At 59.8% G+C, this 22388-nt stretch carries 21 protein-coding genes; 11 read left to right on the top strand and 10 right to left on the bottom strand.

From position 1 onward, the window contains the following. The first annotated feature begins 64 nt into the window (after positions 1-64). A complete protein-coding gene (locus tag ACCD02_RS25745; RefSeq protein ID WP_413308342.1) occupies positions 65-838 on the top strand; it encodes a VacJ family lipoprotein in 774 nt (257 codons plus the stop codon). 59 nt (positions 839-897) lie between these two features. On the opposite strand, the gene ACCD02_RS25740 is transcribed toward ACCD02_RS25745, so the two are convergent. Together ACCD02_RS25740 and ACCD02_RS25735 are read right to left on the bottom strand one after the other, a co-directional pair. Next, entirely contained in the window at positions 898-2355 is a 1458-nt protein-coding gene (locus ACCD02_RS25740) for an amino acid racemase (RefSeq protein WP_413308341.1), read from the bottom strand. Positions 2356-2456: 101 nt separating this feature from the next. Further along, a complete protein-coding gene (locus ACCD02_RS25735; RefSeq protein ID WP_413308339.1) occupies positions 2457-3758 on the bottom strand; it encodes a dicarboxylate/amino acid:cation symporter in 1302 nt (433 codons plus the stop codon). 241 nt (positions 3759-3999) lie between these two features. On the opposite strand from ACCD02_RS25735, the gene ACCD02_RS25730 reads away from it, so the two are divergent. Both ACCD02_RS25730 and ACCD02_RS25725 read left to right on the top strand, forming a co-directional pair. Beyond that, positions 4000-4914 carry a LysR substrate-binding domain-containing protein gene (locus ACCD02_RS25730; protein WP_413308337.1) on the top strand — a complete coding sequence of 305 codons (915 nt, stop codon included), beginning with the start codon at positions 4000-4002 and terminating at the stop codon, positions 4912-4914. Between the two features lie 368 nt (positions 4915-5282). Then, positions 5283-6215, top strand: a complete 933-nt coding sequence (locus tag ACCD02_RS25725; RefSeq protein WP_413308335.1) for a hypothetical protein — start codon at positions 5283-5285, stop codon at positions 6213-6215. Positions 6216-6353: 138 nt separating this feature from the next. On the opposite strand, the gene ACCD02_RS25720 is transcribed toward ACCD02_RS25725, so the two are convergent. Beyond that, positions 6354-6740, bottom strand: coding sequence for a hypothetical protein (locus ACCD02_RS25720; RefSeq protein ID WP_413308333.1), 387 nt, complete (start codon positions 6738-6740; stop codon positions 6354-6356). A 242-nt stretch (positions 6741-6982) separates the two neighbouring features. On the opposite strand from ACCD02_RS25720, the gene ACCD02_RS25715 reads away from it, so the two are divergent. Continuing rightward, complete coding sequence (locus ACCD02_RS25715; RefSeq protein WP_413308331.1) at positions 6983-7321, top strand: hypothetical protein; 339 nt, start codon at positions 6983-6985, stop codon at positions 7319-7321. Positions 7322-7368: 47 nt separating this feature from the next. On the opposite strand, the gene ACCD02_RS25710 is transcribed toward ACCD02_RS25715, so the two are convergent. From ACCD02_RS25710 to ACCD02_RS25700, 3 genes are all read right to left on the bottom strand, one after another. Then, on the bottom strand, positions 7369-7707 hold the full coding sequence (locus ACCD02_RS25710; RefSeq protein WP_413308329.1) for a zinc ribbon domain-containing protein YjdM: 339 nt from the start codon (positions 7705-7707) through the stop codon (positions 7369-7371). Positions 7708-7828: 121 nt separating this feature from the next. Next, entirely contained in the window at positions 7829-8749 is a 921-nt protein-coding gene (locus ACCD02_RS25705; protein ID WP_413308327.1) for a DUF4431 domain-containing protein, read from the bottom strand. 160 nt (positions 8750-8909) lie between these two features. After that, on the bottom strand, positions 8910-9512 hold the full coding sequence (locus ACCD02_RS25700; protein WP_413308325.1) for a flavin reductase family protein: 603 nt from the start codon (positions 9510-9512) through the stop codon (positions 8910-8912). A 256-nt stretch (positions 9513-9768) separates the two neighbouring features. Between ACCD02_RS25700 and ACCD02_RS25695 the strand changes: the two genes are divergently transcribed. From ACCD02_RS25695 to ACCD02_RS25685, 3 genes are all read left to right on the top strand, one after another. Next, positions 9769-10422: an HD domain-containing protein gene (locus tag ACCD02_RS25695; protein ID WP_413308323.1), complete on the top strand. Its 654-nt coding sequence runs from the start codon at positions 9769-9771 to the stop codon at positions 10420-10422. Between the two features lie 193 nt (positions 10423-10615). Next, a complete protein-coding gene (locus ACCD02_RS25690) occupies positions 10616-12289 on the top strand; it encodes a methyl-accepting chemotaxis protein (RefSeq protein WP_413308321.1) in 1674 nt (557 codons plus the stop codon). Between the two features lie 111 nt (positions 12290-12400). Then, positions 12401-13570, top strand: a complete 1170-nt coding sequence (locus ACCD02_RS25685; RefSeq protein WP_413308319.1) for a hypothetical protein — start codon at positions 12401-12403, stop codon at positions 13568-13570. A 100-nt stretch (positions 13571-13670) separates the two neighbouring features. Here ACCD02_RS25685 and can read toward each other — a convergent pair whose 3' ends face one another. Beyond that, entirely contained in the window at positions 13671-14312 is a 642-nt protein-coding gene (can, locus tag ACCD02_RS25680) for a carbonate dehydratase (protein ID WP_413308317.1), read from the bottom strand. 151 nt (positions 14313-14463) lie between these two features. Between can and ACCD02_RS25675 the strand changes: the two genes are divergently transcribed. After that, a complete protein-coding gene (locus tag ACCD02_RS25675; protein WP_413308315.1) occupies positions 14464-14871 on the top strand; it encodes a serine kinase/phosphatase in 408 nt (135 codons plus the stop codon). Positions 14872-15005: 134 nt separating this feature from the next. On the opposite strand, the gene rimI is transcribed toward ACCD02_RS25675, so the two are convergent. Next, positions 15006-15458 (bottom strand): ribosomal protein S18-alanine N-acetyltransferase, encoded by a 453-nt coding sequence (gene rimI / locus ACCD02_RS25670; protein WP_413308313.1) that lies wholly within the window; start codon positions 15456-15458, stop codon positions 15006-15008. After that, positions 15451-16224, bottom strand: a complete 774-nt coding sequence (locus ACCD02_RS25665) for an energy transducer TonB (RefSeq protein WP_413308311.1) — start codon at positions 16222-16224, stop codon at positions 15451-15453. The genes rimI and ACCD02_RS25665 overlap by 8 nt, the downstream gene beginning before the upstream one ends. A 123-nt stretch (positions 16225-16347) precedes the next feature. Here ACCD02_RS25665 and mksB point away from each other — a divergent pair, with 123 nt between their 5' ends. From mksB to mksF, 3 genes are read left to right on the top strand one after another with little or no spacing between them, the layout of a single operon-like run. Further along, on the top strand, positions 16348-17634 hold the full coding sequence (mksB, locus tag ACCD02_RS25660; protein ID WP_413308309.1) for an Mks condensin complex protein MksB: 1287 nt from the start codon (positions 16348-16350) through the stop codon (positions 17632-17634). Next, positions 17624-18334 (top strand): Mks condensin complex protein MksE, encoded by a 711-nt coding sequence (mksE, locus tag ACCD02_RS25655; protein WP_413308307.1) that lies wholly within the window; start codon positions 17624-17626, stop codon positions 18332-18334. Before mksB ends, mksE begins: the two co-directional genes overlap by 11 nt. Next, positions 18331-21150: an Mks condensin complex protein MksF gene (gene mksF / locus ACCD02_RS25650; protein WP_413308305.1), complete on the top strand. Its 2820-nt coding sequence runs from the start codon at positions 18331-18333 to the stop codon at positions 21148-21150. The genes mksE and mksF overlap by 4 nt, the downstream gene beginning before the upstream one ends. A gap of 241 nt (positions 21151-21391) precedes the next feature. On the opposite strand, the gene ACCD02_RS25645 is transcribed toward mksF, so the two are convergent. Then, a complete protein-coding gene (locus ACCD02_RS25645) occupies positions 21392-22153 on the bottom strand; it encodes an SDR family NAD(P)-dependent oxidoreductase (protein WP_413308303.1) in 762 nt (253 codons plus the stop codon). Positions 22154-22388 lie beyond the last annotated feature (235 nt).

The raw sequence follows: 22388 nt of genomic DNA, 5'->3' as shown, positions 1-22388 counted from the left end.
CTGGAAATTCCCGAGCAAAAAACCGCAGGCAGGATCGCCCCCAGTCCTCGTCGAGATATCCCGCATGCCCACTCTTTTTGCTCGATCCAGTCTGGTCAGTCTTATTGCCGTATTCGCCAGCGGTTGCAGCCACACTCCAGTCAGCGACACGCGCCAGGGTCCATGCGACAGCGTGCCCTATGCGCTGCATGACCCGGCCGAAAGCGTCAACCGCGGCATATTCAGCTTCAACCGCGTGCTTGATGATTACGCCATTGCTCCAGTCGCCCGTGGTTATCGCCATCTGCCGGATTTTTTCCAGGACGGTGTGCATAACTTCGTCGCCAACTTCGGTGAGCCAAAAGTCTTTATCAACGACTTGCTGCAAGGTAACGGCCAACGCTCGGTAGCGACTTTTGGCCGCTTCGTGATCAATACGACGGTGGGTGTCGTCGGCCTGATCGATGTGTCAGGCAAGATGGGCATCGAACGGCACAAGGCCGACTTCGGTCAGACCTTCGGCGTGTGGAATATCGCCGACGGCCCTATTGTCGAACTGCCGCTGTTCGGCACGGCCAACCTGCGCGATGCCACCGGCAAAGTATTGAGCTTTGCGGTCGACCCGTTTGGCAGCAACAGCGATACCGTCGATACCCTGAGTACGATCAGTACCGTTGGCGGAGTCGTCGATGGTCGGGCGCAGCTATTGCCGCTGACCGATCGCCTGCAACAACAACCGGACTACTACGCCGCCCTGCGTGACAAGGTGGCGCAGAAGCGCGCGGATTTTGTCGCGGATGGCAAGGCCGGGCTGGTGCAATCACCCTCTTCGCAGTGTAAGGGGGCGGGCGCGCAGTGATCTCCAGGCCCGGGACTGGAATGCGATTGAGCATGACACATCGTCTGTGAGAGCCGGCGTTATCTACCCCGCGCCAACGCCACACAGCGCAACGCCAGAATGGTCGTCGGATCCACCAGCGGTACCACATGTCCGTTGAGGCGAAACCCTGCGCTGTGTTGCAGCACCAGGGGCAGCTCGGTGCAGCCGAGGATCAGCACATTGGCGCCCAGTTCACACAGGTGCTCGGCAGCCAGCAACAGCTGCTCGCGACACAGGCCATCGGTATAGCCGGCCTTGATCCCGCGTTCACCGTAGATGGCCTGCATGACCATCGCCTGATAGTCCAGCCCCGGCGTGATGATCTGCAGCCCGGCATGCCGTGCGACCTCATGATAGACCTGACTCTGGACCGTGCCCGAGGTCGCCAGCAGGCCGATGGTCCTGCCTGAACCGTAATGCTCGGCAATCCACTCCACCGTCTCACTGAGCATGTTGACGATGGGCACGCGCAGGTGCGCCTGGATCCGCTCGACAAAGGCATGGGCGGTATTGCACGGGATGGCGATGGCATTGGCTCCGGCGCTTTCCAGGCGTTTGCAGGTGGCGTACAGGGCCATGGTCGGGTCGGTCTCATCGCGCAGCAGGTTGGCGGTGCGGTCGGGAATCTGGGGGTTCTGCTCGACCACCATCTTGATATGTTCCTGATCCTTGTCCGCCGGGGTGTGGACCACTACCTTGCCCATGAAGTCCACCGTGGCCGCCGGCCCCACTCCCCCAACAATTCCGAGCTTGAACGGCGGGCGTGTCGGCTGGCCGTCCGCCTGGGTCGCGAAGTGGGCGTAGATCTCGTTGATATCCAGAGCGCTGATGCCCCGGCGTTGCAGGTCCGAACAAATCAGCGACAGCTCGGTCATGCCCGGCACGATGATCGCCGCGCCCTGCTCCTGCAACGACAGGCAGGCTTGATACACCGCTTCGAAGGGGACGCCTTCCAGATGGCCGTCCTTGATGCCGTTGACCCCGTACATGGCCTCCATCAGCGCAGTCTGGGCAGAGGCATCGGGATAGACGATGCGGTAGTCGCCCTCCAGATACCGCTCGAACAAACCCGAATGGCGGACATAATCCGAGGCGATCACGCCCAGAGTCGTACCGCGCTCGACCACATGGCCGATGTGCTGGCGCAGGGCGTCAAGCATGTCCAGTACCGGAATGCCGAGCTCTTCCTGAATCTCGGCGCGGAAGGTGTGGCTGGCGAAACACGGCAGCATCACTGCATCGACACCACTGTCCTCGAAGGACTTGCAGACCTGGAAGACATAGAACTTGCGCGAGGTCATGACGGCGTTCCGATCCAGTGGCAGCAACACGTCCTTGAACGGATGCTGCTCGAACAGAAAGTGATAGCGCCCCTGATCCTCAAGCACTGCCCGGGACTTGACCAGTTTGTAGAACAGATCACCACCGGCCAGGGAGCCCAAGCCGCCGACGATGCCCAGTTTGCGCACCGGGGCGGCTTCGTTTGTTTTTTGCATGACCTGCTCTCTTCTCGAACAACGCAAAACCTGATCAATGACCGAAATCCTGTGGGAGCGAATTCGCTCCCACCCGATTTACGCCAACAGGTATTTCCAAATCAGGCAATCGCACCCACAGGCTGGGCAAGCGCTGCCTCTTCTTCAGGCTCTTCCTGCGGCTCGGACTTCGCGACCACGGCGGTGGCGATGCTGTTGCCGACCACGTTGGTCGCGGTGCGGGCCATGTCGAGGAACTGGTCGATACCCAGAATCAACAGCAGACCGGCGTCTGGCAGGTTGAACATCGGCAGGGTCGCGGCAACCACCACCACCGAGGCACGGGCGACACCGGCCATGCCTTTGCTGGTGACCATCAGGGTCAGAAGAATCAGCAGCTGTTGAGTGAAACTCAGGTCAATGTTGTAAGCCTGGGCGATGAACAGGATGGCGAATGCCTGGTACATCATCGAGCCGTCGAGATTGAAGGAATAACCCAGTGGCAGGACGAAACTGGACACTCGCTTGGGCGCGCCGAACTTCTCCAGGGCTTCGATGGTTTTCGGGTAGGCCGATTCGCTGCTGGCCGTGGAAAACGCCAGCAGAATCGGCTCTCGAATCAACTTGCCGAGGGTGAAAACCGAGCGGCCGAGGAAGAAATAGCCAGCGCCGAACAACACGCCCCACAACAGCACGATACCCAGGTAGAACTCGCTGATCAGCTTGCCGTAATCCACCAGCAGGCCCAGGCCCTGAGTGGTAATGGCCGAAGCGATGGCGGCAAATACGCCGATCGGCGCCAGGGCCATGACGTAGTCGGTGATCTTGAACATGACCTTGGCCAGTTCTTCGATGGTGTCGGTAATGCGGGTGTAACCGGCGCGCTTGACGCCTGCCAGGGCAAAGCCGAAGAACAGCGAGAAGACGACTATCTGCAGAATTTCATTGTTGGCCATCGCCTCGGCAATGCTGCGCGGGAACACATGACTGATAAACACCTTGAGGCTGAAATCTCCGGTATTGACTGCCAGCGGCGTCGCCGCGTGCTGAACCACTTCCATGTTCAACCCGGCACCGGGCTGGAACAGGTTGACCAGGCCCATGCCGATCAGCAGCGAGATCACCGACGCGGTGACGAACCAGGTCATGGCACGCAGACCGATGCGCCCTACCGAGCGGGAATTGCCCATGCTGGCGATCCCGCCGACCAGGGTAGCGAACACCAGCGGCGCGATGATCATTTTGATCATGCGCAGAAAGATGTCGGTGACCATGGAGAAGTAAGCGGCGATGTCCTTGGCGCCTTGCGGGCTTGCAAAGTGATGGCATGCCCAACCCACCAGTACACCCAAGGCAATGCCGATGGCGATCTGACGGGGAAGCCGGTTTTTCGTGGAGCGTTTATTCGCAGAGCGACTGTTCATGGCGCGTTCCTCAAGTGATTTTTTTACTTTTTTACTTGGCAGGAGCTGGAGCGGAAGACGAAATCGATCGCCCGATGGCTCTTTGGCATCGGTGCTACAAGGGTGATTCTAAGGACGCCGGGCAACGCGGGTGATGAGTAATCACGATGGCGCTATGCGCTTTTGGAATAGTTTGTGAAACAGCCGCTATTGCCGGGGCTGAGCGCAGTAAACTGGCCGCCACACAGAGTGAGGGCCGGGTATGCATATCAAGTGGCTGGATGATCTTCTGGCAATCGCCGAGTGGAAGAATTTCTCCCGAGCAGCCGAAGTGCGTTGCGTCACTCAGTCGGCCTTGTCACGACGGATTCGTTCCCTCGAAGAGTGGGTCGGCGTCGAGCTGGTGGATCGCAGCACCTACCCCGTGCAGTTGACGGCGGCGGGCAAGCTGTTTTGCGAGGAAAGTCAGGAGGCCCTCGGCGGACTGCTCAGACTGCGCTCGACCCTGCGCGAAGTGGAGCGCATGCCGGGGCGCTCGATCCAGATCACCGCAGGCCACAGCCTCTCGATGACCTTTCTGCCCAAATGGCTCTCGCAGTTTCAGCAGCACAACGAGCAGTTCAATGCCCGGGTCGTCGCGGCGAATATCCATGACGCGGTGATTGCCCTGGAGGAAGGCAACTGCGATCTGATGATTGTCTATCACCATCCGTTGGCACCGATCCTGCTCGACTCCGAGCGCTTCGGCAGCCTGGCCTTGGGCCATGACGCCTTCATTCCGCTGTGCGCCCCCGACAAACGCGGCCAGCCGCTGTATCGCCTGCCCGGCAGCGCCAGTAAACCAGTACCGCACCTGGCCTACACTGCGACGACTTTTCTCGGTCGGGTGGTGGATATCGTCATCAGGAACGGCCCCGGTGCCATTGCCCTGGAACCCTGCTACGAAGCCGATATGACCATGCTGTTGATGCGCATGGCCATTGAGGGCTACGGCGTGGCCTGGCTGCCCCAGAGCGCAGTGATCGATGAGCTTGAACGCGGGCAACTGGTGCGCGCAGGCGGCGAGGAGTGGAGCACGCGCCTGGAGATACGTTCGTACTGCGCCATCGCCAATCAGAACCCGACCATGCGCAACCTGTGGAAAACCCTGGAAGGCGCGTCACGGCGCGTGCCTTGATGGGATGTACTCAAAGACCCGACACCGTTTCCTGTCAAACAAGTTTCAGCTTGCTGAATCGAGGCTGCCCACGAAGGCCTCGACGCGCTGTGCCTGGCTTACCGCGGGGTGCAATTCGCGGGCAAGCCTCACTCCAACGGATCTGCGTTTGTTGCAAGGCGGCGCGTCGCCTTACTCTGCGCAACGCAGTCATGCATAACGCCCAGTGAAAAATGGCCAGACCTTGCAGAATGCATGAATGAAAATTCAAACACAGATGTAACCTATTGAATTACAACATATTTAACCAAGGCTCCCGGTTGGCATAGCGAGTGCAATCTTCCCCGTGAAGATGTAACAAAACTATTCGAGCACGGAGCAACACAACAATGATTACATCCCCTGATACTTACCCTGCCGTTGCGCAAGAGTCGGTCAACCACTCAGGCGTGTCCTGGGGGGCGATCTTCGCGGGTGCCGCCGGCGCTGCTGCCCTTTCCCTCATTCTGGTTCTGCTCGGCTTCGGTCTTGGCTTCTCCGCTGTCTCGCCTTGGGCCGATAGCGGTGTGAGCGCCAAGACACTGGGAATCTCGACCATTATCTGGCTGGCGTTCACTCAGATCGTCTCGTCGGGCCTGGGCGGTTACATTGCCGGTCGCCTGCGGGTGAAATGGGCCAATCTGCATGGCGATGAAGTGTATTTCCGCGACACCGCCCACGGTTTCCTGGCCTGGGCAGTCTCGACGCTGATCGCTGCGATTCTCATTGTCGGTTCGGTCAGCAGCGTCGTCAGTGGCGGCGTGCAAGCCGGTGCCAGCGTTGCCTCCGGTGCAGCCAGCGCCGCGACACAAGTGGCGGGCAGCGCCGCAAGCAACAGCAGCGGCCAGGACTATGGCTACTTCATTGACACCCTGTTCCGTGATGATCGTCCTGCCGCCGTCAGTGATGACGCCGCCAAGGGCGTGGTCTTCCGCATCTTCGCCAAAAGCCTGAACAATGGCGGGCAATTGAGTGCCGAGGATCGTACCTACCTGGCCCAACTGATCGCCCAGCGCACCAACCTCAGCCAGGCTGATGCCGAGCGTCGTGTCGATCAAGTCTACGGTCAGACCGCCAAGGCAGTGGAAGACGCCAAGACCGCTGCCAAGAATGCCGCTGATACCGCCGCCAAAGCCGCCGCCTGGACTTCGCTGTGGACCTTTATCTCGCTGCTGATCGGTGCGTTCTTCGCCAGCTTCGCAGCCATCTACGGCGGTCGCCGTCGCGATGCTGACATCTACCTTGAAGCCCGTACCTACACCACTACAACAACGGCTCGTTAAGCCAGGAGAAAGACAATGCGCTCATTACTGCTGTGGTTCCTCGGTGTGCCTATCCCGGTCATCATCCTGATTGCGCTGTTCATGCACTGATGTGCTGACGCCATGACCCGAGCCGCTTCTGTTTGCAGAAGCGGCTTTTTATTGGGCGTCGACAATTAATGACGGATCGAGAGCTCGGATACGGCTTTCCGAGTGGTAAGCACCGTCGTCGTTGTAGCGCAGGTAGGCTCGCCCGCACTCCCGACAGAGCCACACGCCGCACAGATTGTAGGGATAGAAAGCCGGGGCGATGGGTGCGTCGACCGACCAGTAGGACGTGCCGTCAGGATGGTATTCATCAAGCGTCGCCTCCTCCCGTGGCAAAGCCGCCAGCGTACCGGCCTGCTCAAGCTGTGCCTCGCGCAATGACACGGGCCAGCCTTCCCAGCCGGCCAGGGGTTTGTTGATGCAGTTGCAGGTTTGCCTCACGGCCGCCGAGCGTTGGGCGATAACGCGTAAAGCGTGAAGATCGAGGAACGGTGGCATGGATGAATTCCTTTTTTTTGAAATCGCCGTATTTCCAGCATTGCGCTGTCGCCGGACAAACACATGGCTGCGAATGGGGTCTATCTGATACGCCACTTTCGCAGCCTTCGGCAGCTCCTGCAGAACTCCATTTCAATTCACATGATGAAGGATTGGAATGTGGTTTTTCTGATTATTGCAGCAATACCCCACGCAAATGTGTCTAGAGTCAAACGCTGGGAGGCTCGAGGCAGGAGGCGGTAATGAAGGGATGTCTGGCGTTCATGGCGCTGTGGATGCTTGTGTCCGCCGCGAGTGCCGAGGAAAAAGTGATTGTCATCCCCAATGACAAGCTCGGCCAGTACGTACTGATCGATAAAAGCGGAAGCGCCGAGGAAAGGATGATCGTGGTCAGACGCTCGGGTATCAGCGGAGTTGTCTATTCCAGGCGGGTCTACAACTGCACGGAAGACACTGTGCACTTTCTCGGCTCAGGCCTGACGATGGAGGCACTTGATCGCGACCAGATCAACTGGCGGGAACAGCCGGTGGAAAACGACACAGTGGCCAGCGATATCGAGCGCATTGCCTGCAACAAGTAGGGCATTACAGGCAACGAAGCCAGGCGGTGAAGCCTGGCGGGAAGGTCTCAGACTTTCTTGACGAACTCAGACTTCAGTTTCATCGCGCCGATGCCATCGATCTTGCAATCGATATCGTGATCACCATCGACCAGACGGATGTTCTTGACCTTGGTGCCGACCTTGACCACCAGGGACGTGCCCTTGACCTTGAGGTCCTTGATAACGGTGATGGTATCGCCGTCTTCCAGCACATTGCCGGACGCATCCTTGATGATTTTGACCTCGTCGTCGGCGTCGGCAGACCCGTCGGCGGACCACTCATGGGCGCATTCCGGGCAGATCAGCATGGCGCCGTCTTCGTAGGTGTACTCGGAATTGCATTTCGGGCAGGCGGGTAGGCTCACGCTGTTTCTCACATCAAAGGGGGCTAAAAACCGCAGATTATAAAGGGCTTTTCCGGAAATCGGGTAAAAGCCCCCATGATCTGTGTCAATTAGCCCGCCCAGATGGCTTGAACGGAGCGCATCACTTCGTCACTGGCGGCTTGTTTTCGTTCAGCACATCTATGATTTCCTGGGTGCCCTTGTACTCTTCCATCAGTGCATCCCACTTTTTCTTCAGCCCGCCGCAGCTCTTGTCGATGTTCAGATCAACGCACTCGTGGCGAACCACCGTGTAGGTGTCGACATCATCAGGCAGCGCCTCTTCGCCCTCGCCGCCTTCAGGCTCGACCGCGTCCAGTTGTACCTGCCCCTGATCGATCCAGCCGCTGAAGGTCTTGCCGTCCTTGGCTATGTAGGCAGCCTTGGTCCAGCCGTTTTCGGAAATCTGCGACACCTCGATCTTGTCACCCGGCACCACGAAGACTTTCTTGTTGGTGCAGGCGAAATTCGGCGCCGTATAGAAATAAGCGCGTTCCTTGCCGGAAATGCTGGCAGTCATGGGTGGATCATAGGAACCGTCGACCACTGCCGAGAAGGTTTTATCAAGCGCCGCACAATCAGGCGCAGGCGCTGGCTGGCCGCTGACCTTTTCGACCTGCTGCAACAACACGGGTGTGTTGTGGTAGCCCGAGATCGCGCCGAACATCGTGCCTTTGAGTTCGACCTGCTGGCCCAGATACGGCCGCAGTGTGTCGTAACCTTTCTGATCCAGCACCAGTTGCACCAGGCGTACGTCGGCATCGAGGTCGACGTCCTCCTCGTCCGCGTTGCCGGTCATGCACAGCGGCTCGGCCAGCTTGAGGTAGTAACCGATCAACGGCTCATCGCCGGTGGCGACATCTTCAAAGTTGGGCGGCCCGGCAAACGCCTTGCGCACCAACTGGCCACTGAGGCTGGCCGGTTCAGGCTGATATTTGAGGCATTCGCCCGCCTGGGCAAAGACAAAAGGCAGCAGGCACAGCGCGAGGCCGAGCACTATGCGAAGACGCGGAAGGCAATCCATGTTTGATCTATCCAGAGACACGCCGAAACAGCGCGGCCGCCAGAGTAAAACAATCGCGGCAAGCCGTCAGCCAGCCCTTCAAGGACAACAATGGGCTGACGACTTTTTATTGCCGATCTGAGCAATGGTCGGCAAATCTGCACGCCGACGCGGAACTTCCCTACTCAGGCTTGAGCATCTGGCCGACAACCGGCTCGCCGATGGTCAGGAAATTACCGCCCGCGATATGGTGCAGGGTGCGCAGTTCGGGCAAGTCTTCGAAGTGCCAATGCCCGTCGCGGAACACGCGCTCGTCAGCCTGGGCGGCGATGACCTCACCGAGGAACAGGTCGTAGCGCTCCTGAGTGTGCGGTTCCGGCAACAGCCGACATTCCAGCCAGGCCACGCAGCCCTCGAGCAATGGCGCATCGACCTGCTCACCGGCAAAGGTCTGCAAGCCATAGGTGGTGAACTTGTCCTGGCCTGGCGCGCCGGACAGCTCCTGGCCTGAAGTCGAACCCACGGTCTGGACAATATCGGCCTGGGTCACTACCGGCACATTCAATACAAAAGTGCCCGAGGCTTCGAGCAGTTGCCGGGTCCAGACGGACTTGTCCAGAACAACGGCGACCTTGGGCGGATCAAAATCCAGCGGCATGGACCAGGCGGCGGCCATGATATTGCGCTGCCCGCCGTGGGCAGCGCTGACCAGTACGGTCGGGCCATGGTTAAGCAGGCGATAGGCTTTGGACAGGGGCACGGGACGACGATGGGAAACGCTCATGGAGGGGCTGTTCCAGAGGAAAAACATCAGCATAACGCTAACGCCCTCTTTATGATCTGGAATGCGATTTTAATGCAGGAGCTGCCGAAGGCTGCGAATTGGGCTATCTGGCACACCGCTTTCGCAGCCTTCGGCAGCTTCTGCAGGCCCCCGCGTAGTGCCAAGACCGCGTGCATCGAAAAAGCGAATCTCTCGTCAAAAAGCCGAACTGCCCACTAGACTGCCTGAACGCCCTTCCTTACCCGTCGGTACCTCAATGACCGCAGCCTTCGCCCCCTTCCAGGACCTCGCCAGCCTGTTACTGCCCCACGCAATGGTGGCCAAGGATGATGGTGCCCACGACCGTTCGCACCTGATGCGGGTCTGGCACAACGTCTGCACTCTGCGTAATACCGAAGGCGGTGATCAGGAGCTGTTGGTGGCCGCCACCCTGCTGCATGACTGCGTGGCGGTGGAAAAAAACTCGCCGTTTCGCTCCAGTGCCTCGCGCCTGGCGGCCGCCAAGGCCGGGGATATCCTCACGGAAATGGGTTGGGACGAAGAACGCATCGACGCCGTTTCCCATGCTATCGAAGCCCATAGTTTTTCCGCCGCTATCACGCCCAAGACCCTGGAAGCGCGCATCCTGCAGGACGCCGACCGCCTCGACGCCATCGGCATGGTCGGCGTCGCCCGGCTGTTCTATGTGGCGGGGCGCATGGGCAGCCAGTTATACGACTGCACCGACCCACTGGCCGCCCAACGCGACTATGACGACCAGCGCTTCGCCCTCGATCACTTCCAGACCAAACTGCTGCACCTGGCTGAAGGTTTCCAGACTGCCACCGGCACGCGTCTGGCCCAGGAACGCCAAGTACGCCTGCAAGGCTTCGTCGCCGGTTTTCTTGATGAGATCGGCGGGAAATCCTGATCCAGGACAAGGGGTTGCCTGCTGCGCCGGGTTAGCGGTCAGGATGCTTTGGCGGGCGGTAAATATTTTATAACGACCGCTCATAAGAAATTGGCGTCAAAACGCCATCACCGAACTATCTGTAACAAAATCATCACATTGCAGCCCTATAACCGACTCTCCGGAACCCCCGCAGATGCAGGTTTGACTCATCGTGAAAAAATTACTGCCTCGCTTCTTACGTCAGCGCTCGCAGGTTACCGTGCTGCGCCGACTCAAGATCACTCAACGATTGGTGCTTTGCTTTGGCGTCACGGCGCTGCTGCTGGTGGCCATGGGTGCCTTCTGCCTGTTTCAGATGCAAGGTATCCGCAATCAGGGCGCGGCGGTGGAGAGTGGCGTCCTGCCCAGTATTGCCATGGCTGACGCAATCGCCCTGGATCTGGTCAAGCTACGGGCGGAGTCGGCCCGCCTGATCGCCAACGCCGATGACCCGGGCGCAGCGGTCAACAGCAAGATCAACGTCGAGCAACTCAAGAACGAAGTCGAAAAATACTTCAGCGACTACATAGCCCGGGTCGCCGCAGGCACCGAGCACGATTCGATCATTGCCTTGCAGGACGCCTACAAAGCCTTCATTCCCGCGCTCTACGAGCAAATGACGCTGATCGAGCAACGCAAGCTCGATGACGCGCGCATGCTCGCCAACACGACGCTGTCGCTGCAAGGCGACCTCATGGACATGCAGGTGCAACTGCTGCGCGAGCTGAACAAGCAAAGCGCCGCGACTGCGGTGGATGCGGCGAGCGCCAGCTACCGGCAGACCCGCCTGATCGCGTTCAGCACCATCGGTATCGCCCTGCTGTTGACCCTGCTGCTGGCCTGGCGCTTGAGCGTGAGCATCATCCGCCCTGTGCGTCAGGCGCTGCATATCGCCAGCACCATTGCCGACGGCGACCTCAGCCCGCAACCGATCCCCGAAGGCAATGACGAAACCGCCCAGTTGCTGAGCATGCTCGGCCGCATGCGTAGCAATCTGCACGGCACTATCGACGAGATCTATGCGGCGGCCACCCAGTTGTCGCAATCGGTTCAGGAAATGAGCAGCATCGCCGAGTCCAGCGCCAACAACCTGATGCTGCAAAACACCGAGATCGAACACGCCGCCGTAGCGGTCAATCAGATGAGTCAGGCAGCGGTCAATGTGGCCGACAACGCCACCAATACCGTCAACGAATCCGAGGCGTCCAACAAGGCCGCCGAGCAGGGCAAGCTACGCCTGACCAACACCATCAGTTCGATCAAGGAACTGACCGGCAATGTCCTCGACTCCTCGCATCAGGCCGAAGGCCTGGCCGCGCGCACTCTGAGTATCAGCAAGATTCTCGATGTGATTCACGCCATCGCCAACCAGACCAACCTGCTGGCGCTCAACGCAGCCATCGAAGCGGCTCGTGCCGGGGAAGCCGGACGCGGTTTTGCCGTGGTCGCCGATGAAGTCCGCTCCCTGGCCCAACGCACCACAGCCTCGACTGCGGAGATCGAGACCCTGATCAATGGCGTGCAGAAGAGCACTCAGGAAACCGCAAACGCCCTGCGGGTGACTGCCAACCAGGCCAACCTGACCATGGAACAGGCTGCTGCCGCCGGGGAAACCCTGGCGGTGATCATCAATTCCACCTCGACCATCAACGACCGCAACGTGTTGATCGCCAGCGCCGCCGAACAACAGGCCCAGGTCGCCAACGAGGTCGACCGCAACCTGAGCAGCATTCGCGACCTGTCCGCCCAGACCGCATCGGGCGCACAACAGACCACTGTGGCCAGCGATGCGCTGTCAATGCTGGCAACTCATTTGAACTCTATGGTGCAACGTTTCGTGCTTTGATCCAGTCACAAAAAAAATCGTCACAGGCCATTACTTCGCCATCAATCATGTTCCATTATTGGTCACCGCCCCGAACAGGTCGGGGCGAGCATGGCTGACAAGGATATGAGCATGTTGAAAACCGCACTATGGACCAGCACCACCCTCGCTGCCCTGATGTTGAGCGCCGCTGTACACGCCGATGTCAGTGTCAATCTGGGCAATACTGAACGCGTCACCCGGCTGTTTGCCTACCCTAACAACTGCAACGTGATCTGCTTCAAGAAATGGACACTGGAACAGACCGTCGAAAACTACCTCAATCAGAGCGTACGCCGTGATGGCTACAACGCCGCCACGGTCAGGGTCAGAAGCGACGGCAAGACCCTGCAGGCCGATATCAAGGGCGTTCCGGATACCTACGGCACGCCCCTGACCCAACTGCTGGATACCGGCGAACTGGCTTACAACGGCGCCACCAGGCTAAACACCGATGGTAAGTGGGCGTTCAACTGGTATCTGTTCCTGCCATTGGGCATGGCGCTGGACAGCCGCAAGAGCGTTGAGCTGTTGCACTTCCCGCCGGATTATTCGCTGACTGAATACCAGGACTACCTGAACTCTGCCACCACTGACCGCTGGGCCGAGCTGCTGGTGGATAACGGTATCCCGACCACCCAGACACCGTCTTATCAGGCGATCATCGACATCGCGCCGATTGCCGCCCCGTCCAACGCCGGCAGTACCCTGGAAACCGTCTACAGCTACTTCACCGACTACCAGACCGGCATGGTCAAGCAATTCACCCTGAGCCCGAGCGGCAAGTCGCTGCCAATGGTCGCTTTCGGTGCTCCGGTGCGTAACTGGATCAAGTCGCAATATGGCCAGACAGTGGCCGTACTGGGCCTGGCGACCATCACCCCGACTGCCGGACAGAATGTGTCCGTGCTGGGCTCCAACCACCCAAGCTATATCTGGTATGCGGCCGATCCGGCGCAATACGGTGGCGACCAGGCCAAGGCCGATGCTGCGGGCCTGAAAGTGATGGGGCAAGACTTGACTGCAGCTTGCTGGCAGGCGGGTATGGGCCAGAACCCGGGCGGCAACGCGAGCACGATGTTGAGTGCCTGCGTGCAGAACTGGCAAGTGACCAACAAGGTAAAGACCTGCCAGCTGTTCTTCACCTCAGTACGCAAAATGACGCCTGATCAGGCAGCAGCCAAATGCCGGACCGGCGAAACTTCCCGCTCGCTCAATGAGCTGAAGAAGCCTGCACCGGTATTGAAGCACTCCACGCTGTAATAGCGCAGTTGGAGCGAGGCTTGCCCGCGAATTGAACGACGCGGTAAGTCAGGTACACCGCATCGTGTGCTTCGCGGGCAAGCCACGCTCCAACACCTTCTCACTCGCCCAGCGGACGCAGGCGATACTGCGGCGGCAACTGGTCGAAACCGCTGATGGTCGTATTCAGGCTTTTCCAGCGGCCATCCTTGATGCCATAGATGCAGCCATGCACCGATAGCTTCTGACCGCGATGCCAGGCGTTCTGCACGATGCTGGTATGGCCGACGTTGGCCACCTGCTGAATCACGTTCAGCTCGCACAGACGATCTACCTGTTCTTCTTCGGTCGGCAACTTCGCCAGACTCTCGCGATTTTCGTAATACAAATCACGAATCGAACGCAGCCAGCCGTCGATCAGGCCGAGCTGACGATTCTGCATGGATGCACGCACGCCGCCGCAACCATAGTGGCCGGTGACCAGAATGTGCTTGACCTTGAGCACATCCACCGCGTACTGGATCACGGACAGGCAGTTGAGGTCGGTGTGCAGCACGACGTTGGCCACGTTGCGGTGGACGAAAAGATCGCCAGGGAGCATGCCAACGATCTCGTTGGCCGGCACACGGGCGTCCGAACAGCCGATCCACAGGTATTCCGGGGTTTGCTGGCGGGCCAGCTTGGCGAAGAACTCCGGGTCCTCCTGCTTGATCGCATCAGCCCAGCGTTCGTTGTTGTCGATCAGGTCTTGTAGTTCGTTCATGCTTTGCTGCCTCGAAGATGGTGCTCAGCTTTGACTCGCGTCCGCCCCTTCAGGTCACGACCAATGTGCCATTAAGCCATTGGCCCAATCAGAAGGAATCTTCCTACCCAGGCCAGGTCAACCTTAAACATAGCCAATCGGAGGACTCGTCATGACCGAATCACGCCGCCCCTACGGGGCTACTCAACCCGAACCCATTGACGACAATGAAGATCGCATGGGCTCAATGGAAGAGTTGCACTTCGATGAAGAGGAGCCCAGCGCCCGCATTGGCGATTTGATCCCCGAAGACGAACTTGAACAGGAAATACCGGACCGCCGCGTACGCGAGGCGGGCATGACGGGTGCCTCGACGGCGGACCATCACCCCACCGACGACGATCTGGAAGCCGAGACGATGATCCTGGAAGACGGCGCACGCTCGGCGAAGGAAGCCGGCATGGGCACGCCGATGGACACCAAGCTCAGTGACGTCGATGAAGATGATATTGGCGGCGGCAATGGCCTGGATGAGGAGGAACTGGCCCATCGCAAGCCGCTGGATGGCAAGCCCTGGTAGCGTCTGGACCCTGCGCAAGCAGAATGTGAATTGGAATGTGGTTTTTGCAGGAGCTGCTGAAGGCTGCGAATCGGTCTGCCTGGCCCACCGCTTTCGCAGCCTTCGGCAGCTCCTGCAAAATATCCCGGCACCCGTCAGTCCAGCAGGGTGCAGACCATCACAATCGCGTCTTCACGCCCACCCACTGCCGGGTAGTAGTCACGGCGACGACCGACTTCATTGAAGCCGTAGCGCTCGTACAACCGATAAGCCGCGCGATTGCTGTCGCGCAGTTCAAGGAAGCACTCCCGGGCATTCAGGGCATAGGCCCGCTTCATCAGATGCTCGAGCAGACTCAGGCCCAGACCGCGACCCTGATTCTCGGGTTTCACGGTGATATTGAGCAGGTGCGCTTCGTCGAGAATGATCTGCACCACACCATGGCCCACTTGCTGGGCACCTTCGAACATCAGCCAGATTTCATAGGACTTGAGCCCGTCAAGGAAAATCCCCCGGGTCCAGGGATGGCTGAAGGCCGCGTATTCGATCTTCAGTACCGCATCCAGGTCCGCTTCGGTCATGGGACGGAAGCTGATTGCATCACTCATTCACAATCTTCCAACGCGTCATCAGCCGACGCATGGCTTGCCAGACATCTGCCTTGCGCTGAGGCTCGTCCATCAGTAATTCCAGACCTGGCAACGCCCAGGCCGACCCCAGGCCATCGACCTGAAGTTCTCGATTGAAGGCTTGCGCATCTGCTTCACCGGCAAAGCGCACCGATGGCAGGCCGATCAGCCACAGGCAAGTGCAAGGCTCCTCTTCCAGCTGGGCCATGACAAAGCCCTGGACGAAATCCCTGGCCGCTTCCGGGCCCTGATCGAGCTGACCGCGGAGCAATAGTGGCCAGCGTACCGGCTCGCCGATGATTTGCGGGCTGTCCGGCAGACCGGCGGCGCGCAGCATGTCCTTGAGCAGCAGGTAGGACGGGTCACGGCTCTGGAAGGCTTCGCCGGTCACCAGCTCCACCAGCAGCAGGCATGGCCCGGAGCGCAGCAGTTGCAGGGCAAAGCGCGGTGGCGGCACCACGGGCGCCTTGGCCGGTGCAGGCGCGGCCTCTTCGACCACCGCCTGGTTACGGGTACTGGCCAGGGACGGCCGTGGCACTTCGACCTTCGGCCGCTCCACAGCCCGCGCGACAACAGCGGGCGCTTCCTGTATCGGGGCCTCGACAACCACCTCTGCGACCGGAACCGGCAGAGGCGCGAGCAGCTCCGGCCGCGAAGGTGCGGCGAAGGGCAATTCAGTGCGCGGCAGCCAATTGACCACCTGCATGGCGGTCAAATAAGCGCGGCGGCGGGACTCGTTCAGCAAAGGTCGGCCACCTGTGGATAAGTTAAGGCGGCGATTCTACCGCCCTTCGCCGATTGGAGGTGAATTGTCTGGGAGCTGATGCAGTACAATCGCTGCTTTTATTTGCCAACAGTCGGCCTTCCCATGATCGAACCCAAGCGCGTCCTGCGCGCCCTTGCCGAACACTGGGCGCTCCTTGAGCCCCTGTGCGAGCACTTCGACCAGGGCACCCTGAGCCTGAGCGAACTGCGCCTGCAACTGGCGGCGCAGCAACTGGACAGCACGCCACAGGACATTACCAACCTGCTGGACGTGTGGATTCGCCTGGATATCCTGGTGCCCGTCGCCAAGAGCCCGAACCGTTTCGAGCTTAACGCGCAGATTCACGACTTCCTGTCCTACCTGCGCCGCGAACACCGGCTGGGTCTGTGCCTGGAAATCGAAGCTTATTTGCGCCATCTGGAGCGCCTGGCCGGATATATCCAGGATGCCTTCGATATCCGCGACGCTGACGACCTGGCCAGGCAACTGCGCCTGCTCGACATGCGCGTGCGTGACGTGCTGAAAAAGCTCGCCAATGACGAACAGGCCCTGGTCGCCGTAGCCGATCGGGCCAAGACCAGCAACCGGCAGATTCCGTTGCGTCAACGTTATGCCGAGGTCCTGGCGACCTGGGATGAATACGTCGAGCCGATGATCCAGCTGGTCAACGCCGACGGCGCTTTCGAGCAAGGCGTACGCAAGGTCGAGAACGTCCTGCTGCGCCTGCTGACCGAGCAGCAGCGTCTGGGTCACCTGGTCGACGACGACATGCTGCTGCGCACCCACGCGCGCATCCTCGAGATGCAGACCAGCGCCCAGTTGACCCTGCGTCATGCCCGTGAGTTGCTGCTGCCATTGCGCGAAGAAGCCCGCCGCCATAACGCTGTGACTCGTGGCGCGGCACTGGCCCTGTCGGCGATCCGCCGCAAGGGTCTGGATGCCGTGCCGCAGGCGGCGATGCCGATGTTTACCCGGCCGCAAAGCACCTTCCTCGGCAGTGCCAGCCAGGTCGAGGCCTATGTCTATGCCCTGGCCCGCTTCGAGCCGAAACCGGCACGCTTCCCCAAGGCCGGCACCGCCGCGCGCAAGGGCGAAGCGCCACGCGCACCGCGTACGGTCAAGGAAATGCTCGAACGCTGCGAAGACGCCCTGCCGCTGCCGGACCTGATGGTCTGGCTGCTGGAACAGGAGCCCACCGGTGCCACAGACGAACTGCTCTACTGGTTCTCGCGCCTGTCCCGGGACAAGCGTTTCTCTCGCGACCGTTTAGAGCGCCGCGACTACTTCACACAGGAGCACCAGGTCAGCCTGCGCTCCTTCGCCCTTGCCTCCTCGGGTAAAGACGAATCGTCCCCCGAGAACTCCGAGAGCACTGTCAATGCATCTTGATCTGTCCGAAATGTCCCAGCTCGCTCCGATCTTTCGCGAGCTGTTCAAGGGTTACCATATCAGCCGCCGGGACCCGGAGCTGTATGCGCAACTGTCCAACTCCCAGGACCAGTACCGCACCCTGTTCAAGGCCCTGGGCTTCGAACTGGTCTGCGATACCCGCGGTTTCTACTACTTCGTTCCGGAGCTGGCAGCGGCCCAAGTGAACAAGACTGCCCAGCGTCTGGCGCTGTTCACCTTCATTCTGGTCGAGCACCTGGCCGACCAGGGCCGTGACCCGGTCGCCGTACTCGACGGCGGCAGCCTCGGCCGTGAAGAACTGCCATCGTTGCTGGAGAAATACCGCGACCTGTTCATCCAGGCCGAAGTACAGACTCAGGAAGAGCTCGAAGAAAAGATCATGCGCCGCATGACCCAGCTCGGTTTTGCCAACGAGGAAGTCGGTATCTACCGCTTCCTGCCGCCGATGCACCGTTTTCTCGATGTCTGCCTGTCAGTGCAGCAGGACCGCGACCTGGCGGCCAGCCTGCACAGCAATCTGCCCCTGCCGACACCGATCCTTATCGATGAAGACAGCGACGAAAAACTGCTGCAGACCGACGACCCGCTGGACCTGGCTGAATTCCAGGACAGCGAGGAAAGCGAAGAGCTGGCGCTGGCCCGGGCCATTGCCGAAGAACAACAGGAGCTTGATGCATGAGCCAGGAACGTTATGGCATCCGCCGTTTTGCCCTGCTGAACACCGCCGGTTACAGCCTCGGGCTGTTTCCCCTGGAACACCCGCTGTCGGTCTATGGCGCGAACAACCTGGGCAAGAGTGCCTCGATCAACGCCCTGCAGTTTCCGATCCTGGCGCGCATGTCGGACATGAGCTTCGGCAAGTACAGCCTGGAACAATCGCGGCGTTTCTACTTTGCCACCGACACCAGCTACATCCTCTGCGAAGTATCCCTGCCCCACGGCCCCCATGTGATTGGCGTGGTCGGTCGCGGGCCGGGCGGCGGCTTTGGTCACCAGTTCTTCGCCTATGCTGGCGAACTGGACCTGGCCCATTATCAGAAGAACGACACCTGCCTGCGCCAGAAAGAGCTGTTCAGCAATCTGGAAAGCAAAGGCCTGAAAGCCTACGAGCTCAAACCCGATGAGCTGCGTCGTCTGCTGGTCGGCGGTCATACCTCGATCCCGCTGGACCTGACCCTGATCCCGCTGCGCTCCACCAGTGAGCAGAGCCTCAAGACCTTCCGCGCTTTGTTCATCAACCTCTTGCACATGCGCGAAATTACCGCGGCCAAGCTCAAGCAACTGTTCCTTGATGCCTTCGAGCACAGCCTGCGTTCGGGCAGCGTCGATTACATCGCGGCATGCGAAGAAGCCTTCCGTGACGTACGACGCATGGAACAGGACTACAACTCCCTGGTCCTGGCCGGCCCGTTGGTAGAAGCCCTTGCTGCCGGGGTCAAACAGCGTGACCTGATGCGCGGCAAGCTGCATCGTCTGTCGCCGCTGCTCGATTCCCTGCTGGGTACCTGGCAGGACTACTCCTCGGCACGCAAAGAAGAACTGGTCATCCAGGCCGAGCACTACCGCGGCGAGCAGGATGGCCTGCAGAACGAACAACGCGGTGGTACCCAGGAGCTGATGCGCCTGGAACGGGAAATCAGCGGGATTCAACGCTGGATTGGCGAACTGGCCGTGCTGAAGAACCGCTTTGCCCTGGTCGAAGATGCCAAGGTGCTTGAGCAGCAGTTGCTCGCCGCCAAGGACGCTCACGACGAACTGGCCGGCGCCCTGGCGCAATCCCGTCAGTTCAGCGCCGAAGACCTCGACGAGCGTGTACGGGACCTGGAAAAGCGTCTGAAGTCGGTGAAACAGCAACTCGATCACGCCGACAACAACAGCTATGCCCGCCTGCGTGAAGAGTTCTCGCAACCGGATGTCGAGCGCCTGATGCGCCTGTTCAACAGCGCACTGTTCAGTCTGCCTCTGGGCGAGCAAGGCATTGCGCTGGATGACGGCGATGCCTGGGTCAAGTCACTGGAAACCATCCTCGATGGCTTCAAGGGCGAGCACTTCCAGGTGCCCGGGCTTTCGATCAATCTGTCGCACATCGAGCCACCTGCCCTACAGGCATTGGCGGATCGTGCGGCCTTGCGTGATCAGAAAGAGCGTCTGGAAAAGGAACTCAAGCAACTCAAGACCCAACAGGCCGTAGCGGCTGACCGTACGGCGAGCAAGTCCCAGACCGAAGCCCTGTACCAACAGGTGCTGGATGCGCAGAAGGCTCTGGAAGACTTCCGTCGTTGCCAGACCCTGGCCGTGGAGGAGTCCGACAAGCTGGAACAACTGGCGCAGATGGAAGCCGCTCAGGACGAACTCAAGCGTTCCAGCGATGCCTTCACCGAACGCGTTCAGCAACTGTCAGCCAAGCTGCAACTGATCGCCCGGCAGATCGGCGATCTGGAATCCAAGCAGCGCACCCTGGATGACGCCCTGCGTCGCCGCCAGTTGCTGCCTGCAGACCTGCCATTCGGCACCCCCTTCATGGACCCGGTGGACGACTCCCTGGATAACCTGTTGCCGCTGCTCAACGACTATCAGGACAGCTGGCAGGCCCTGCAACGTTGCGACGGTCAGATCGAAGCGCTGTATGCACAGATCCGCCTCAAAGGCGTGGCCAAGTTCGACAGCGAAGATGACATGGAGCGTCGTCTGCAACTGCTGATCAACGCCTATGCCCACCGCACCGACGAAGCCCTGACCCTGGGCAAGGCGCGTCGTGCCGCAGTCACTGATATCGCACGAACCCTGCGCAATATCCGCAGCGACTACGAAAGCCTCGAGCATCAACTGGCGCTGTTCAACCGCGAGATCAACCGTCGGCAGGTCTCCAACCTGGCCAGCTTCCGTATCGTCCTGGCGCCGAACAAGGAAGCACTCAAGCATATCGACCAGATCATCCACAGCGCCGGGCAATACGAAGAAGGCGAGACCCTGTCGGTATTCGACCTGACGCAAAGTGCCGAGCAGGACAGCAAGAACGAGGAAGCCAAGGAATATCTGGCTCGCCTGGTAGCGGCCAACCATAACCAGTTGGGGCTCAAGGAACTGTTCGAGCTGGCGTTCGAGATCACCAAGGTCAACGGCACGCCGGTTATCCACACCGACATCGACGGCGCGGCGTCCAATGGTACGACCATGACCATCAAGGCGCTGACCAACATGTACCTGTTGCTGCACTTGATGGACCGCGATCAGGCCGGCCGTATTCGCCTGCCGTACTACCTGGACGAAGCCGCCGATATCGACGAACGCAACCAGGCCGCACTGCTGGAAACCAGCCTGCAGCTGGGCTTCGTACCGATTCTGGCCAGTGTAAAGCCGCAAGTCTCGGCTCATGTCGCCATCGACCTGGAAGGCGGCAGCGGGCCTGCCGGCATCTATATCGATGAGGCGGACTGGAAGTACATCCGTCGTCGTGAAGAGGTGAAGCAAGAGGTTGTCGAAGAGGCGATTTAATTCGATGCCGCAGGACAAGAAGGCCGCATGCAGATGCGGCCTTTTTTGTGGGCGCGGGATATGAACCGAATTGGGTCTGTGGGACCGGCTTTAGCCGGGAAGGGGCCGGTACATCCGACACCTCTGCATGATTCCAACAAGGCCTTCCCGGCTGAAATCGGTCCGTATCCGTCCGGCGTTTGAGCCCGTCGGCAAAACAAAGTAACTCGTTCTCGCGCCGCCCCTGCGCAGAGCGCTAAACCTAGGTCAGGTTCAATCCACCGTCTGACAGGAGTATCTCACCGGTTAAGTAGTCCGAATCAACCAACATTACAACCGCCTTTGCAATGTCGTCTGGGCTAGCCGCCCTGCGCATTGGGGCGCGATCTCGCCACAACTCTTGGGCATCTTTCCACTCTGCGGTCAGAGGCGTGTCGACCAAGCCAGGCGCCACAGCATTCACGCGGATGTCTGGCCCAAGTGACACCGCGAGCAAGCGGGTCATGTGATTCAGCGCAGCTTTGCTCACCGCGTAGGGAATGGATGCGCCCTTAGGACGGACGCCAGCATGCGAACTGATGTTTACGATGCTACCTGCTCGACGGGTACGGGCGGCATCGCGCAATGCTGATTCGGCCAACGCGATCAGGTGGAACGGCGCCACCACATTGATTTCGTTAAGTTCGTTCCACACTGCCGAAGTGGCCGAGGCAAGGTCGCTGTGCGGAATAACTCTGCTTATGCCGGCGTTATTGACCAATACGTCGAGCTGACCCCACGCGGCGATCGCCTCGTTAACAAGCCTGACCCTGTCAGCTTCAACAGCAAGATCAGCTTGCACGTAGATAGCCTGTTTCATTTCGGCAGCCATAGCGCGACCCGTATCCGCCGAGTTTCGCGAATGGAGGACCACCGCATAGCCTGCCAGGCTCAGTGTACGTGCAATGGCTGCGCCGATACCGGAAGTGGATCCTGTAACCAACGCGACGCGTAGTGCGTTATCAATTGGCGGATTGGGTTTCATATGGAAATCTCGAATTGGTTGCTAGAGAACCACCACCGCAGCACCGTGGGTCGTAGGTGGAGACGCTTACGATTCCCACAAGGCCTTCCCGGCTGAAGCGGGTCGCACATTTTCTCGCGCAAAAACAAAACCCCATCTGCTTTCGCAAATGGGGTTTCGGAATTTAATCTTGACGATGACCTACTCTCACATGGGGAAACCCCACACTACCATCGGCGATGCATCGTTTCACTAC

The sequence above is a fragment of the Pseudomonas sp. Pseusp88 genome, from assembly GCF_047303955.1.
Classification (GTDB): domain Bacteria; phylum Pseudomonadota; class Gammaproteobacteria; order Pseudomonadales; family Pseudomonadaceae; genus Aquipseudomonas.
Note: the sequence above shows the minus strand (reverse complement) of the source record. Positions and strands in the feature narration are given on the sequence as shown.